The sequence below is a fragment of the uncultured Treponema sp. genome (assembly GCF_946187725.1).
GTDB lineage: Bacteria > Spirochaetota > Spirochaetia > Treponematales > Treponemataceae > Treponema_D.
On record NZ_CAMHSK010000051.1, the window covers coordinates 1 to 15,967 of the forward strand.

Annotated in this window: 17 protein-coding genes and 1 tRNA gene; 15 read left to right on the top strand and 3 right to left on the bottom strand. The window is 40.9% G+C overall.

From position 1 onward, the window contains the following. Positions 1-133: 133 nt before the first annotated feature. The 3 genes from Q0Q74_RS12950 to Q0Q74_RS12960 all read right to left on the bottom strand — a co-directional run bounded on the left by Q0Q74_RS12950 (position 134) and on the right by Q0Q74_RS12960 (position 2,097). A tRNA-Gln gene (locus tag Q0Q74_RS12950) sits at positions 134-204 on the bottom strand. Between the two features lie 93 nt (positions 205-297). Continuing rightward, the gene (locus Q0Q74_RS12955; RefSeq protein ID WP_294431491.1) at positions 298-1,131 is read right to left on the bottom strand and encodes an NYN domain-containing protein; all 834 of its coding nucleotides are present in this window, start codon (positions 1,129-1,131) and stop codon (positions 298-300) included. A 39-nt stretch (positions 1,132-1,170) separates the two neighbouring features. Next, positions 1,171-2,097 (bottom strand): ribonuclease Z, encoded by a 927-nt coding sequence (locus Q0Q74_RS12960; RefSeq protein ID WP_294431495.1) that lies wholly within the window; start codon positions 2,095-2,097, stop codon positions 1,171-1,173. 73 nt (positions 2,098-2,170) lie between these two features. Here Q0Q74_RS12960 and Q0Q74_RS12965 point away from each other — a divergent pair, with 73 nt between their 5' ends. The 15 genes from Q0Q74_RS12965 to Q0Q74_RS13035 all read left to right on the top strand — a co-directional run. Further along, positions 2,171-3,775, top strand: coding sequence for a FumA C-terminus/TtdB family hydratase beta subunit (locus Q0Q74_RS12965; protein WP_294431497.1), 1,605 nt, complete (start codon positions 2,171-2,173; stop codon positions 3,773-3,775). Next, complete coding sequence (locus tag Q0Q74_RS12970; RefSeq protein WP_294431499.1) at positions 3,741-4,076, top strand: Hpt domain-containing protein; 336 nt, start codon at positions 3,741-3,743, stop codon at positions 4,074-4,076. Before Q0Q74_RS12965 ends, Q0Q74_RS12970 begins: the two co-directional genes overlap by 35 nt. Before the next feature lie 63 nt (positions 4,077-4,139). Next, positions 4,140-4,673 (top strand): DUF2147 domain-containing protein, encoded by a 534-nt coding sequence (locus Q0Q74_RS12975; protein WP_294431501.1) that lies wholly within the window; start codon positions 4,140-4,142, stop codon positions 4,671-4,673. 124 nt (positions 4,674-4,797) lie between these two features. Next, a complete protein-coding gene (locus Q0Q74_RS12980) occupies positions 4,798-5,916 on the top strand; it encodes a site-2 protease family protein (RefSeq protein WP_294431504.1) in 1,119 nt (372 codons plus the stop codon). Beyond that, entirely contained in the window at positions 5,903-7,825 is a 1,923-nt protein-coding gene (locus Q0Q74_RS12985) for a hypothetical protein (RefSeq protein ID WP_294431507.1), read from the top strand. Before Q0Q74_RS12980 ends, Q0Q74_RS12985 begins: the two co-directional genes overlap by 14 nt. 15 nt (positions 7,826-7,840) lie before the next feature. After that, entirely contained in the window at positions 7,841-9,265 is a 1,425-nt protein-coding gene (locus Q0Q74_RS12990) for an ankyrin repeat domain-containing protein (protein WP_294431508.1), read from the top strand. Positions 9,266-9,281: 16 nt separating this feature from the next. Next, the gene (gene rsmD, locus Q0Q74_RS12995; RefSeq protein WP_294431509.1) at positions 9,282-9,839 is read left to right on the top strand and encodes a 16S rRNA (guanine(966)-N(2))-methyltransferase RsmD; all 558 of its coding nucleotides are present in this window, start codon (positions 9,282-9,284) and stop codon (positions 9,837-9,839) included. A gap of 83 nt (positions 9,840-9,922) precedes the next feature. Beyond that, entirely contained in the window at positions 9,923-10,261 is a 339-nt protein-coding gene (locus tag Q0Q74_RS13000; protein WP_294431511.1) for a hypothetical protein, read from the top strand. 34 nt (positions 10,262-10,295) lie between these two features. Then, positions 10,296-11,447 carry a tetratricopeptide repeat protein gene (locus Q0Q74_RS13005; protein WP_294431512.1) on the top strand — a complete coding sequence of 384 codons (1,152 nt, stop codon included), beginning with the start codon at positions 10,296-10,298 and terminating at the stop codon, positions 11,445-11,447. 12 nt (positions 11,448-11,459) lie between these two features. Continuing rightward, complete coding sequence (gene rlmN / locus Q0Q74_RS13010; protein WP_294431514.1) at positions 11,460-12,521, top strand: 23S rRNA (adenine(2503)-C(2))-methyltransferase RlmN; 1,062 nt, start codon at positions 11,460-11,462, stop codon at positions 12,519-12,521. Between the two features lie 84 nt (positions 12,522-12,605). Then, positions 12,606-12,815: a heavy-metal-associated domain-containing protein gene (locus tag Q0Q74_RS13015; protein ID WP_294431515.1), complete on the top strand. Its 210-nt coding sequence runs from the start codon at positions 12,606-12,608 to the stop codon at positions 12,813-12,815. Between the two features lie 25 nt (positions 12,816-12,840). Next, on the top strand, positions 12,841-13,833 hold the full coding sequence (locus Q0Q74_RS13020; RefSeq protein ID WP_294431517.1) for a D-2-hydroxyacid dehydrogenase: 993 nt from the start codon (positions 12,841-12,843) through the stop codon (positions 13,831-13,833). An 18-nt stretch (positions 13,834-13,851) separates the two neighbouring features. Further along, on the top strand, positions 13,852-15,138 hold the full coding sequence (locus Q0Q74_RS13025) for a 3-isopropylmalate dehydratase large subunit (protein WP_294431518.1): 1,287 nt from the start codon (positions 13,852-13,854) through the stop codon (positions 15,136-15,138). 30 nt (positions 15,139-15,168) lie between these two features. Beyond that, complete coding sequence (locus tag Q0Q74_RS13030) at positions 15,169-15,702, top strand: 3-isopropylmalate dehydratase small subunit (RefSeq protein WP_294431520.1); 534 nt, start codon at positions 15,169-15,171, stop codon at positions 15,700-15,702. Between the two features lie 54 nt (positions 15,703-15,756). Then, positions 15,757-15,967, top strand: a 211-nt coding sequence (locus Q0Q74_RS13035) for a hypothetical protein (protein ID WP_294431523.1), incomplete at its 3' end; no start/stop codon positions are given.

Sequence of the window (15,967 nt, forward strand, 5' to 3'; positions counted from 1 at the left end):
GGAGTCGAACCCGTCTCTCCGCCTTGAGAGGGCGGCGAACTAAACCGATATTCGATGCGGCCAGAATCAAGTGACTGAACTTTTGGAACAGACACACTCGAAAAAAAGAGCTGACATTAGAAGTCAGCTTTTATTCCCCAAGGAGGATTCGAACCCCCACGATCAGAACCAGAATCTGAGGTGCTACCATTACACAATCGGGGAATGCAATGTTGCAATGTGAGAATAAATATATAGCAATCACGAATTTGTGTCAATAGAAATTACAAAAAAAACTAAAAAAAAATCGATTTTTTTTTAGTTTTTTTCTACAGGGCGGTAATAGAATGTTACATGACGACGGCTGTTTCCGGCTTCCCTTTTCATTTCAAAGTCATCATCAAAATATTCGATTAAATCCGTGAGTTTTCGGAAACCGTAATCAACAGTGTCAAAGCCCGGATCCTGTCGCTTAAAGAATGAACCAGCCGCACTCACATCAGCCCATCCGGTTTCATCGGCATATTTATCGTAAGCTGTATTGAGAAGCTTGAAAATCTTTCGGAACTGACGGTCACTCATTGCAACCTCGCCGTTAGCATTTTTACGCAGGATTCCAAGGATTGATTTTTTGGGTTTATCAGCAGACTTGTGGCTCTTTCGCTTTTGTTCGGCAAATGCAGCGTCTTCTTCAGGAGTCTCTTCTTCTTCATCTTTGAGATTTTCAATGTAGATAAAATCATCACAGGCACTTATAAAAGACTGAGGTGTCTTTTTCTGCCCCACGCCAAAGACATAAATCTGGCTTTCACGAAGTCTTGTGGCAAGTTTTGTAAAATCTGAATCACTCGTCACAAGGGCAATAGCATCATATTTGTCTGTGTAAAGAAGATCCATTGCATCGATAATCATCGCACTGTCACTTGAATTTTTGCCTTGAGTGTAAGCAAATTGCTGTACAGGGATTATCGCGTTGTCATTTAGTTCGTTCTTCCAGTTTTTGAGTGTATTGAGAGAAAAATCGCCATAGGCCCGTTTTGTAATGATATGACCGTGAACTGCAATTTCCTGAAGGATTGCACGAAGTTTTTTACACGGCGTGTTATCTGCATCAATCAGAACGGCAATATTCTTGTTTTCAATTTCTTCCATATATTGATTATAGCATACAATCTGGGGTAATAGCTATAATCAATCAACATACGGAATATCAAAAATCATTCTATCGCGACTTAGTTCTGCTTTAGGGTATACTTCCTGAGCCTGCTTTAAGAGCAAATCCAAATCACGGTCAGTATAACGCGGAGAATAATGAATCATGGCCATGCGGCTCGAATTTGAGTCCCGTGCGATTGTGGCAGCCTGCCGGCTTGTCATGTGCTTTTTTTCTTTGGCCTGGTCAGCACAGTCATCAGCAAACATTCCTTCACAAATCAAAAGGTCGCTGCCCTGCACTTCCCTTGCAATGCTCGTAAGATACTGGGTGTCGGTAACGAAAGAGAATTTGCGTCCGCTGCGCTTCTGGCCCATAACATCCTCTGGATTTACGAGTGAGCCGTTTTCTGATTCTACGCTTTCACCTTTCTGCAATTTGCCCCAAAGCGGTCCCATCGGCACCCCAAGTTTCTTTGCCTTTTCGGGATTAAATTCACCGGGGCGATCAAGTTCTTCGAGCGTGTAGCCGACACAGGTCTTTGTATGAGAAAGAGGAAAAGCACGGATATAAAAATCCTTTCCTTCATGCACAACGCACGGAGCTGTAATTTCTTTTATTATAATGGGATAATTGATATACATATCCAAAACGGAACGACTTGTCTCAACATATTCCCTGATTTTTGGAGGTCCGTAAATGTAAAGCGGTTCCGTGCGATCTACCTGTGCCGAAAGCATAAGAATTCCAGGGAGGCCTGTCACATGGTCAGCATGGGTGTGAGAAATGAAAATTGCGTCAATTTTTTTCCATTTTAGATTGAGGCGTTTGAGAGAAACTTGCGTGCCTTCTCCGCAGTCAAAAAGAAATAAATCTCCGTCGCGGCGGAGCAAAACTGATGTCAGGTGTCTGTACGGAAGCGGCATCATTCCACCGCAGCCCAAAACGAACGCTTCAAGATTCATGCGCATCAGTTTACAGAAATTTAAGTGCTTTGGGAATATCGCATTTCAATTCAATTTTTGATATAATATTTTCATGCAGGAAACAGTAAATTCTCTCTCAAATTTTGACTTCATCCCAAATGAAAATTCACTTTCAAAGGCAGCAGAAACTGCTTTTTCACGCCTTTCATTCACATTTACAAAAGAACATATTGAAAATCTGATAAAAGCGGCACTTTCACCAGACGCAAGCGACAATGACCGCTATGTATGTGCATGTATGCTTAAAAACGCTGAAGTTGCCTCAAAGGGCTTATTTCCAATCTGCCAGGACACAGGAATCGCAAATGTTTTTGCCTGGAAAAAAGGTGATTTCAACACAAAAAATGCTCACTCAGCACTCACCAGCGGAGTAAAAAAAGTCTACGATGAAAGAAAGCTTCGTTTTTCCACTACAGTTCCCTCATCTTTTTACGAAGAATTCGACCCCAAAAACAACCTTCCGGCACAGATTTCAATCTTTGACAGTGAAGGTGCCCTCGCCCCGATTCCGCCTTTCGTAAAATCAGCGCCGGAGGATTCTTTGAGCTTCATTTTCTGCGCAAAAGGCGGCGGCTCATCAAACAAAACGAGCTTCATTCAGGGCACAAAAGCAAGTCTTAACAAAGAGCGTTTTACTGCCCTCATGAAAGAACAGCTGGAACATTTTGGAACAAGCGCATGTCCGCCATACACGATTGCAATAGTCGCAGGCGGATTAAGCCCGGAACAGAACCTTCTTACGCTCAAGCTCGCCACAATGGGCGCTTACGATGACATGGGATTTGAAGCGAATGAGTACGGATTCCGTGACAAGGAGCTTGAAGAACTTGCAATGGAGATTGCCCGAAATTCAGGTTTCGGGGCACAGTTCGGCGGAACACAATTCGCGCTGAATGCAGTGGTTGTCCGTCTTCCACGGCATGGTGCAAGCTGTCCGATTTCATTTGGAGTTTCATGCTCAGCGCACAGAAATTTAAAAGCAATTCTTACAAAAGAAGGTCTTTATATAGAAAAAACTGTCAAAAATCCTTGCGAAGTTGATGGATTTGACAAGGCAGCTTCTTTTGCAGACACAAAGAACGCAAAGTCAGAACTAAATGTTCAAAGTACCGGTGACATGAATGCCGTCCTTTCTTCACTAAAAGGCTCAAAACCAGGTGACAGAATCACCTTAAATGGCAAGATTCTCGTTGCCCGCGATGCGGCTCATGCCCGATGGCAGAAACTTCTGGACTCAGGCAAATCACTTCCAGAATATTGTAAGCGTTACCCAATCTGCTATGCTGGCCCTGCCCGCACTCCCGAAGGCAAAATAATCGGAAGTTTTGGACCAACAACCGCAGGAAGAATGGATGTCTATGCGCAAAGCCTTATGTCACGGGGTGCCGCTTTAGTCACGCTCGCAAAAGGAAACCGCTCAAAACAATGGACTGAAGCATGCAAAGAATACGGTGCATTTTACCTTGGAACACCGGGTGGAATTGCGGCATTAATTGCCAGCGAATATATCGTCAGTCAGAAAATTCTTGATTACGAAGATTTGGGTATGGAAGCCGTGCGGCTTGTTGAAGTCAAAAACCTTCCATGCTTCGTAATTACAAACAGCGACGGCGAGGATTTTTATGACAAAAGTGTTCGACAGGGCTGCGGCTCTTGAGTTGCTGGACAGAGACGAAGAACTGCTTCAGTATTTAATTGATTCCTTCCTCACAGAAAACAAATTTGAGCGGCCGGTGCTTGAAAATCTCATTTCAGAAAAAAAATTCAAAGAGGCCGCAAGTTATGTTCACGCTACAAAAGGTGCTGCCCGGCAGCTGTGCATGGAAAAGCTCAAATCCTCCGCTCAGGCACTTGAAGATTTTCTCCGTGGCAAAACAAAAGGCAATGCACTCAAACTGATTGATAAAATGTGCCTTGATTACAACGAAGCCATTCATACCTTAACAAAATTTGCTTGACAAAGTTTCGTCCTTCTGTATACTGATAGTGGTACTATCAGTTTTCTTTAGGAGGAAAATATTATGAAAAAGTTAACCGCAGTTCTTGCTGCAATGTTCGTTATGGCCACAAGCCTTTTTGCTGCCGACCCAGCTACTGGTCTCTGGAAGAGCATTGACGACAAAACAGGTAAAATCACTGCAATCTGGAAAATCTATGAGGAAAACAACATGCTCTTCGGTACAATTGCTGCCGTAGTAGACAATCCTCAGGATGTAATTGCAAGCGCATGCAAGAAAAGCTACAAAAACTTCCCGGTCGCAGGAAATGTAAACGAAATGAAGACCGTCGGAACACCGTGGATTTTCAACATGCAGAAAGAATCAGAAGGCAACTGGAGCAAGGGAAACATCATTGATCCGGGCTCAGGAAAAATGTATGGCTGCGTAATCAAATATCTTGCTGCAGGACAGAAAAACAAGGGCTACACTGCAAAAGAACCGACTCTTGCAATGGCAGGAACTGTCGGACCAATCAAAGTCTTCCAGTACTGGGTTCAGGCAACAGAAGAAGACATCGCAAAAGTTCAGGCAGAATTCCCTGCAACTGGCAACTAATCTAAATAAACTTCAGGCCGCTCCAAAAGGGGCGGTTTTTTTGTATCCGCAGACTTAAAAGACTTTCTGTTTTCAGTAGAAAAAAACGCTCAAATTCTGTAAACTTTCATTCAAAAAGTTTTTTATGACAATCATTATTGGTATTCTTTTACTTGGCATTCTCGTTTTTATTCATGAACTTGGTCATTTTGCGGCGGCAAAATTTTCCGGCGTTGAAGTTGAGGCATTCTCAATCGGTATGGGGCCTGTCCTTCTTCATAAAGAATGGCATGGAACTGACTGGCGCATTTCCCTCTTACCTTTCGGCGGCTATTGTGCAATGAAGGGCGAAAAGGATTTTGAAGAAAGTTTTGACACGAGTATCGTACTTGAAAAGGATTCCTTTTACGGCGTTAAGGCTATTTTCCGCGCCATAATCGGTTTTGCTGGTCCTTTTGCAAATTTTTTGTTCGCATCTTTTTCTTTTTTCGTGATTGCTCTTGTCGGTTACACATATTATTCTGCTGGCAATAAAATTCAGCTGGCTAACGAAATATACCCGGAACTCCATTCTGCCGCTGCGGACGCCGGCCTTCTGACAGGCGACAAAATCATAAAAATCAACAATAAAGAAATCTCTGATTTTTCAGATTTATACAGCGAAGTTGCGGTGCATGGTGATGAAGATATTTCTGTTATCGTAGAGCGTAATGGCGAAAATCTTTCATTCACAATTCATACTGATTTAAACAAAAAGACTGGCGAAGGAAAAATCGGTGTTGTGAGCGATCCAGCAACCGTTGAAGCACGGGAAGCAAAGCGGTACAGTTTTTTCCCGGCGATAGCACACGGTTTTTCAGAAACTTTCAGAATTATTCATCTTTCTTTTAAGGGAATTGCTTCGCTTTTCAAGGGCGTTGATGTAAAGGAAAGTGTTGCAGGACCAGCCAGAATCACCAAAATGATGGGAGATACTGCCAAAACAGGCTTTTCTGCCGGCTTTAAGAGTGGAATCGTTTCTGTACTACAGCTTATGGCCCTAATCAGTGTGTCTCTCTTTATAATGAATCTTCTGCCGGTTCCTATCCTTGACGGATTTCTGGTTCTTATCTCTCTTATCGAAGCGATTTTCGGAGTGCGTGTTTCCCCAAAAGTGCGAAATATTGTACAATATATAGGAATCGCTTTCATAGCCTTTTTGTTTTTGCTTGCAATGACAGGCGATTTTCATTATTTTGCGGGGTTATTAAATGTTAAAAAATAAATTTGCTGTTCTTTTTACACTTTCAGTTTTCAGTTTTCCACTTTCTGTTTTCTCACAGTCTCATATCTCAACTCAGTCTCATCAAGGAACGGTAACAAATGTTGCCTATCTCGATAACGGTGACGGCTCTGTATTTTCTGCCGGAAACGACGGTTTTCTGATAAAATGGACAGAAGACGGCATGGGCGAACACTATCAGATTTCAGACCTGCCAATCAAAATGATTGCACGAAGCCCGAACAAAAACGAAATTGCCGTTTACGAGACGGACGGTGCTTCACTGAACAGGGTTTCCGTCTGGAACTGGAAAACTCTGACTCGAAAGTTTGCATTCAGATTCACAGATTCCCTCACAAGCCTTACCTATTCAGCAAAAGGCACATATATCATCTGCGGAACAGCGAGCGTAAGCGGTGCTTTTTTCCTTAATTCAACGACCGGAAGCATAGTCCGAAACAAAGTCAAGGGAAACACTGGCGTAGTCAATTATATCCAGACTTCTGATACCGAAAAATCAGCTGTCATGTATTCTCCAAAAGGAAATCTTACCTATTACAATCTTCAGAATGGTGAGCAGAAGGCAAAATTCAATGCCGAATATGACTTAAATCAGTTCTGCCTCTTCAACAACGGAGTTTTTGGTGCAGGCGAACGAGACGGAAACATATATATCATTCAGGCTGTCACAGGAACCACAATCGGAACCTTTCCTGCCGCAAATCCAATCCTAATTGGCTCAAACAAATCAAAAGACTTATACTACATAATAAATGAGAACAGACAGTTTAAGCTGTACAAAATCGCAAACGACAGGAACAAGGCGGTCATCGCCCCTGAGTTGCAAAGAACTTTCTCTGGTCTCAAAACAAGCGAATCAATTGTCTGTGCGGCACTTGCCGATGAACAAATTTATGCAGGCACAAACAGCGGAAATTTGTATCAGTTCGATTATGCCCAGGCAGAACGGGTTGATGTTCAGATGGCCCTTACGGACAAAATGTATGAAAAGATTTACGATGTTGCGACAATCGGAGAAGATTTTTACTTTTTAACACCTAATTCAATTTTCAAGTCATCTTATGAAAGCTCAAACATCGACAAAAAGGCCGTAAATTCCGGATATACAAACCTTATTCCCTATGGAGAAGATATAATTCTCTGGTCAAAGGATACCAAAAAGGCAGTCTTACTACTTGAACTTGCGACCGGAAAACAGACTCAGCTTTTCGTGCCGGAAGGAAGCCTTCAGGTTCTTAAACTTTATGGCGAAACTCTCATTGATGTCGAGGCAAATTCTGCCGTTCATATTTTTGAAATTCCAAGCGCACAAAAACGACAGCTTTATCAGGGAACGAGCATTCAGGATGCAATTCTTTACAACGAAAATGATTTGTATGTCGCAAAGTCAAGCGGCACTAGTCCGAATGTCCCGCTCATATATGTAAATGTAAAAACACAGGAGACAGTTCCTCTTTCAATGAAAGGAAATGTCGCATACTCGCTCACATACGAACCTTCAAAAAATCAGGGCGAAATTTACGGAATTACAATTTACACCAATTCCAGCACAAAAAAGCTCACGACATCGATTTTCGCGTATAAGCCTAAGACGAAATCTTCAAGATATCTTCTTTCAATCACTGACGAAGATAGCGAGGCTTTTGCAAATCTTTCCGACAATATTCTCTACACAAACATGGGAAAAAGCCAGATTCGTTCTTACAATCTTTCAACCCGAAGAGATTTTCTATACAAACGCTCTGCTTCCATGCCGATAAAAACAGTGAGAAATACAAGCAGAATGGTTGTATTAAACCGAGACGGTTCAATCAGCTGGTACAATCCAACATTGAATTCTGTTCTTTCAGACTGGTATCTGACAACGGACGGAAACTGGTTTGAATTTTAGAATAACTGTGTTATAATGAAAGTTATGAAGAAGGCCGGTTCTTTTCTTGCAGTTCTGTTTTCTCTTTTCAGTCTTTCAGCCCTTCCCTGGGTTGAAGATGCTTTTCTTCTTGTTGAAACAGATACTCCAAAAAACATTCAGCATGCAATTGAAACCGACTACTCCTTCAAAGATTTTACGCGCTTTTCCGAAAAAGAAAATCTTTTAATGGCAGCACTCAAAAATGCCCGCGGTAATGATGTCGTTGACCTGCTTCTAAAACAGGCAAAAATTTCTCCAGAATCAAAAACAACAGACGGAATCACAGCATTGATGTATGCCTGCCAATACGAGACTGACATCAATGCAATCGAAAGTGTTCTTTTTACAGGAGCAAAGTCCGATTCAAAAAAGGCAAAGAGAATTCTTTCAACCGACAAAAATGGCCTGAACTGCTTCGATTATGCAAGAAAAAATGAAATGATTTCTACTGATGTCCTGAATCTTCTAAGGGCTTACGCAGATGAACCTGTTGCAGTAGAAGAGCCAAAAGAAGCACCTCAGGATGAAGTCATTCAGGAAACAGTTTCCGCAGAAGTACCAGAAACCACCGCCGAAGAAGAATCTTTACCTTCTGAGGAAATGCCAGAAGTCACCACTGAACCACCTCAGGCGCCTGCTCAAGAGGCTCCATCTCAGGAAAAAAATACGCTGATTGATTTTACAGCCATGAACGCACCATTCGTAATTCCTGAAAGCATATATCTTTATGACTACGCAAATGATAAATATTCAGCACTTGAAATTCCAGCATCGCTTATCGCTGCCGAACAGTCCGAAAGGCACTTCATTTCTGACGCAAACAGGCGCGATGCAAACGGCCGCACAAAGCTCATGCTTGCAGTAAAAAAAGGCGACATCAGTAAAATCGAAGACCTGCTCTATTCCGGGGCAGAAATTAACGCTAAAGACAAAGAAGGATGGACTGCCCTCATGTATGCAGCCCGCTTCCAGAAAAATGCAGATGTCACAAAACTTCTTCTATATAAAGGTGCCGACCGCACAATCAAAAATAAATACGGAATTACGGCACTCATGCTTGGTGCAGGCTATTCAGAAAGTTGTGATGTTCTTTCTCTGCTTCTTGATTCATACAATCCTGACTCAGACGAAGCTAGAGAAGCCTTTGCATACGGCATTTCAAACTACAACAAACCGGAAGTCTTACAGGCATTTTTGGATAAACAGGTTCCTGTAAACATTCCATACGACGGAAAAACTCCGCTCATGCTCGCATGCCAGACTTGTAAAGACACCTCTATAATCGAATGGCTTCTTGAAAATGGAGCATCAAAGTATCAGATTGAAGCTGCCACAGGAAAAACCGCTTTTGATTATGCAAAAGAAAACAAGCGGCTTCCGCACAATACAGCTTTCTGGTCATTAAATCCAAATTCATAAAAAACAGGAAAAAAACATGCGTATCACTGGCGGAAAATTGAAAGGTCGGGTTATAAAATGTCCGGATGGTATTATCAGACCGGCAATGGATAGAATGAGAGAATCAGTTTTCGCGATTCTTGGTGATTTGAGTGAAAAATCATGGCTTGACTTATTTTCAGGCAGCGGAACAATTGCAATTGAAGCAGCTTCAAGAGGCTCTAAATCCGTTCAGCTCTGCGAAAAAGATAAAATCAAAGTCAAACAGGTTCTCGAAAATGTTTCAATCACAGAAAAAGAACTTGGTGTAAAAATCGGCTGTCACTTTATGGCAGTAGAGCTTTTCTTAAAACGCTGCAAAGACTGTTTTGACTACATTTTTCTTGATCCGCCCTTTCCTTATAAATATCGCCTCGACCTTTTGAAAATTATCGAAAAAAGAAATCTTGTAAAAGTAGGCGGCTTTGTAATGATTCACTATCCAGAAGAAGACGCTCTTCCGGAAACAATTGGTAAACTTGTTTTAAAAGACAAGCGGATTTATGGCCGTTCAATCGTAAATTTTTATGGACTTGATGAAAAAGCCGAAGTCTGATAATTGTTTTAAAATAGTTGACATTTAAAGAAAGTGTGATAATATTTATTTATATGTAAAAAAATACTAGGTAGTGAAAAAAGTTGGATGAAAATAAAATAAAAAGTACTTTATCTGCTCATAGCATTCCTGAAGGATTCATCAAAGTAACTGATAAACCTGTTCAGGGGCTTTCTTCTGAACAAAAAGCTGTTCTAAATCGCAAGGGAAATGTTCTGTTCAATGAAGGAAAATATGATGCTGCATGTCGAATTTTTGTCACGACCGGTTATTCTGACGGCTTAGCCCGAATCGGAGACCTTTACATGAAGCAAAATCAAAGTCTGACAGCGCTGAAATATTATCTTTTAGCTAATAATAAGGCAAAGTCAGAAGCTGTTTACGAAAAAATTGCAAGTATTATTTCTATACTGCTAAAATAAAAATTAAAAATTTAAAAAAAGTGGAGATATTTTTATGAGTGATGAAATGTTCAAGGAATTTGAAATTCCTGAAACTATGGCAGAGTATGTTCCTGAAGACAGCACTTCAGAAGAAATTTCAAATTTATCAAAACAGGGATACCTGCTCTTAAAAGAAAATAACATCGCAGAAGCAAAAGAAGCTTTTCAAAAAATTCTTGCCCTTGAAGAAAACAATAATTATGCGCTCGTAGGTCTTGGAGACTGTGAAAGAAAGCAGAATCACTTCCGTGAGGCAGAAGCACATTATTCAAAGTGTCTTGATTATCATCCTGGAAACAATTATGCCCTTTTTGGTCTTGCTGACTGTTACAAGGCGATGAATCAATACCACAAAGCAATCAACATCTGGGAACAGTATCTGCTTCATGATGACAGGAACATAACCGTCCTTACCCGTGTAGCCGATGCCTATAGAAAAATCCGGGATTTTAAGAAATCCAAGGAACTTTATCTTTCAGTTTTAGACATGGAAGAAAACAACTCTTACGCACTTATCGGTTTGGGACATCTTCACTACGATTTCAAAGAATACCGTGATGCACTTTACTATTGGACCAAAATGCTCGAAAAAAACGAAAGTCTTGTTGATATCCGCGTTCTGACATCAATCGGCAATTGCCACAGAAAGCTCAAGACTTTTGACAAAGGAATCATTTACTTTGAACGAGCATTGCAGCGCGAACCAAACAATTTCTATGCACTTTTTGGCATGGCAGACTGCTACCGAGGCATGAACCAGCAGTTCCGTTCAATCGAATATTGGAACAGAATTCTTGAACTGGATCCAGAAAACAAGGTAATCTTGACCCGTGCAGGAGACGCATATCGAAACACAGGTGATTATAGAACTGCGGCAGAATACTATAATAAGGCCATGGACATTGAATTTGATGTTTATGCTGCGCTTGGACTTGCTCTTATCTGTAAAGGTGAAGGCCGCTATGAAGAAGCTGCAGAACGGCTTCAGGGACTGATAAAAGGTGACCCGCGAAATTTCAGATTCTACATTGATTTGGCTGATTGTTTCGTAAAAATGAATCAGAAGGCAAAAGCCCTCGAAACACTCAAGAATGTTTCTCATTACGGAGTTCGCTCACCAGCGATTTCTGATATGATTTCCCGACTTGAACGGGAAGCAATTTAAGCAGCATTTTTTATGGACGAAAAAATCGAAAAGATTGCTCTGGCAGGTCTTCTGCCCTCAGAAATTACAGAATCTCTTGGATTAAAACAAGCCTTCAGGGGTAAACAGATTTTTCAATGGATTGGAAAAGGCGCAGAATCATTTGATGAAATGTCGAATCTCAGTCTTGAATTGAGAAATGAACTTAAAGAAAAAGCCCTTCTTCGCTCAACAAGCGTTTCAAAGGTTTTGAAAGATTCTGACGGAACAATGAAATTGCAGATTACCCTCTCTGACGGGCTTGCGGTTGAAACAGTTCTTCTTACCGATCGTGAAGAAAGAAAAACTGCCTGCGTTTCATGTCAGGTTGGTTGCGCAATGAACTGTGCTTTCTGCCAGACAGGGCACTTGGGCCTAGCAAGAAACCTTACTGCCGGTGAAATTGTCGAGCAGTTCCTTTATCTTGAAAAACATGCCGGAACTTTGGACAATATAGTCTTTATGGGTATGGGCGAACCAATGATGAATCTTGAAAATGTACGCAAGGCAATAGCCGTTCTTACAAGTAAAGATGGTCGTTCGCTTTCTGGTAGAAGAATTACACTTTCAACATCAGGTGTCATTAAAGGTATTTATGACCTTGCCGATAATGGCCCTGCCATCAGACTGGCTGTTTCCCTTACTACAGCTGACAATGCGCTCCGTGAAAAGCTTATGCCGATTTGTCGCACAAATCCGTTACCGGAACTTCGTAAGGCAATTGACTATTTTGCAACAAAAACAGGAAAAAGAGTGACTCTTGAAGCAGCCCTACTGCATAACACAAACACCAGTATCGAAAGTGCAACAAATATGATAAATTTTGCGCGAGGCCTTGATGTTCATGTCAATCTTATTCCATGGAATCCTGTAGAGGGGCTGGAATTCAGCGAACCATCTGCAAAAGAATGTAAAAATTTTGTCTACCATCTTGAGAAGGCTGGAATCAATGTAACCTTAAGAACCAGGCGAGGACGGGAAATTGGTGGTGCCTGCGGTCAGCTTGGAAAAACCCTTGCTGAAACTCAAGGGAACGGCAAAAAACTTTCCGAATAACATTCACACATGGGAAAAATAATTGTTGAATTTTTCCTATATACCGCATATAATAAATTATCACATCAAATGGAGATGTCGTGAATGCAGAAAAAAATTTATGTTGACGGTATGTTTGATCCAGATGTAGCATCAAAAGTAGATGCTGCCGTTAAAGCTGTAGCTGGAGTAACAGGATGCAATGCAAATCCTGACAAATCTCAAGTTCTTGTGGATTTTGATGAAAGCGTTGGAGGTATCGAAGATGCCATCAATGCAGCTATTGCTTCCACAGGAATTGCAGTTTTAGGCTAAACAAGCTGCGACAGGTCAAGCAGATATGAAGATAACAGTTCTTGACGGGCACGGACTTAATCCTGGAGATGTATCTTGGGATGGAATCAAAGCCCTTGCAGATGAATTTACAGTATATGACCGTTCTCCTCAAGAATTTGTTGTCGAGCGAATAGCTGATAGTGAGATTATCCTTCTCAATAAAATTAATATCACCAGAGAAATTATTGAGCAATGCCCTAAGCTCCGTTATATTGGAGTTCTTGCAACAGGTTTTAATGTTATTGATGTAAAAGCTTGTCGTGAATGTGGTATTATTGTAACAAATATCCCGTCATACAGCACTGAAGCCGTTGCACAGCATGTCTTTTCTTTTATTCTGCATTTTACAAATCAAGTAGCACTGCACTCTACTTCTGTTCATGAAGGTAAATGGATTTCAAATCCTGATTTTTGTTATTGGCTTTCTCCCCTTTCAGAACTTTCCGGCAAAACACTTGGTATTTTTGGATTCGGTCACATAGGACAAAAAGTTGCTGAAATCGCACTTTCTTTCGGTATGAATGTAATGGTTACCGCACATTCAAAAGATTCTTTTGAAAAAGCCATAAAATCACTTGATGTAACACCATCAAAATTGTCAAAAATATCACATGTCTCAGCCGAAGAACTTTTTTCTAAGTCAGATTTTATTTCACTTCATGCTCCGCTCACATCGGAAACTCAAAATCTAGTCAACGAAAAAACGCTTTCTCTCATGAAGCCTTCTGCATATTTGATTAACACCGCAAGGGGCGGAATGATTGACGAATCTGCGGTATACAACGCTCTTAAATCAAAAAAAATTGCAGGATACGCTGCGGATGTTCTTTTAAGCGAGCCAATGAGTTCATCATGTCTTCTATACAAAGCCCCTAATTGCGTTATTACACCTCATCTTGCATGGGCACCTCGTGAAACACGCTTGAGGCTTTTAGACATTGAAGTTCATAATATAAAAGCATTTTTGGCTGGCAAGCCGATAAATGTTGTAAATTAAAAATAGAGGTATTGAAAAATGGGAAAAACGATTGCTCAAAAAATCTTTGAGTCTCATCTAGTTGACACACCGTTTGAAGGCACATATGTCCTCAAACTTGACCGTGTATTCTGTCATGAAATCACAACTCCTGTCGCAATCAATGATTTAGTTGAACGCAAAATGGACAGGGTTTTTGACGCCACAAAAATCAAAGCTGTAATCGACCATGTTACCCCGTCAAAAGACAGCAAAACAGCAACTCAGTCAAAAATTCTTCGAGACTGGGCTAGACGCAATAACATTAAGGACTTCTTTGACATCGGTTCAAATGGTGTCTGCCATGCAATTTTCCCAGAAAAAGGCTTTGTTCGACCAGGATACACTGTAATCATGGGTGACAGCCACACTTGTACTCACGGTGCATTCGGAGCATTTGCTGCAGGTGTTGGAACAACAGACCTTGAAGTCGGAATTTTAAAGGGGGTATGTTCTTTCCGTGAGCCAAAATCAATCAAATTTATTTTGACAGGCAAACTTAAAGAAGGTGTTTACGCTAAAGATGTTATCCTCCATCTCATTGGAAAAATCGGTGTTAACGGTGCAACCAACTGCGTAATCGAATTTACCGGTCCTGTTGTTGATAACATGGATATGGAAGAAAGAATGACCCTCTGCAACATGGCAATTGAAGCCGGCGGCACAAGCGGAATTTGTTTCCCAGACGCAAAAACTGTTGATTATCTTTGGGATTTCATTAAAGACGAATACAAATCAAAAGAAGATGCAATCGCTGATTACAGCAAATGGCGTGATGATGAGGATGCAGAATATGAAAAAGTCATCACAGAAGATTTATCAGATTTGGAGCCTGTATGTACAATCAACTACAAACCAGATCAGATTAAAAAAATCTCTGAGATGACAGGCACAAAGGTTGATCAGGTTTATATCGGTTCTTGCACAAACGGTCGAATTTCTGACCTCAGAATTGCGGCAAAGGTTCTTAAAGGCCATAAACTTGCTGACGGTGTTCGAGGAATCGTAAGTCCGGCAACACCTAAGATTTATAAAATGGCAGTTGCAGAAGGAATCATTGATATTTTCCTCGATGCAGGATTCTGTGTAACAAACCCGACCTGCGGTGCATGTCTTGGAATGAGTAATGGCGTTCTTGCAGAAGGAGAAGTTTGTGCCTCAACTACAAACCGAAACTTCAACGGCCGAATGGGCAAAGGCGGAATGGTTCATCTTATGAGTCCAGCTTCAGCCGCAGCAACAGCCATTACAGGCACAATCACAAATTCAGAACTTTACAAAGGCTAAAAAGCCTAAATATAATTAAAGGAGCTAAAAATGAAAGCTTTTGGTGGAGATGTACTCTTCTTGGATCGCTCAGACATAAATACTGACGAAATCATTCCTGCAAAATACCTGACAGAAATCTCAAAGCAGGCCTTAAAGCCATACCTGCTCGAAGACCTTAAGCTTGACGGATTCGATGCAAAACGCGATGTCCCGAACAAAAAGGTCATAATAACACGCGAGAATTTTGGATGCGGTTCAAGCCGGGAACACGCTCCGTGGGCTTTGGAAGTTAACGGAATTTACACCGTAATTGCACCGAATTTTGCCCGAATTTTCCGACAGAACATGTACAACTGCGGTCTTCTTGCTCTTGATATGCCAAAAAAAGACATTGATGACATGTTCAGAACATTCGGAACAAAAGACTGTGAATGTAAAATTGAACAGAAGGAAGACGGAACCTGGAAAGTTAAACTTATTGCAGGTTCTCTTTCAAAAAGCTATCCATTCAAACTTGAAGGATTTGAAAAAGCCCTCATCGAAAAAGAAGGATGGATTGGCTTTGCTGATTCAAAATACTAAATAACACTCTTTAACAATTTTTAGGCGCGGATTAAACACCGCGTCTTATTTTTTATGTCTAAAAAAACTTTCTTCTTTTTAACTTTTTTTTACATTCTCTTTATTATGGCAGTTCTTCCTATTGTCGTTCAGTTTTTTTTTGAAAGACAAAATCTGCTTGTAATTAACTACCCGCTTTCTGTTTTTTTTAATGGATGTATATCATTTTTTATATATATTTTTGCAATTCAAGGGCGTGTTTTTGAAAAACCGATTGCCAGAGAAA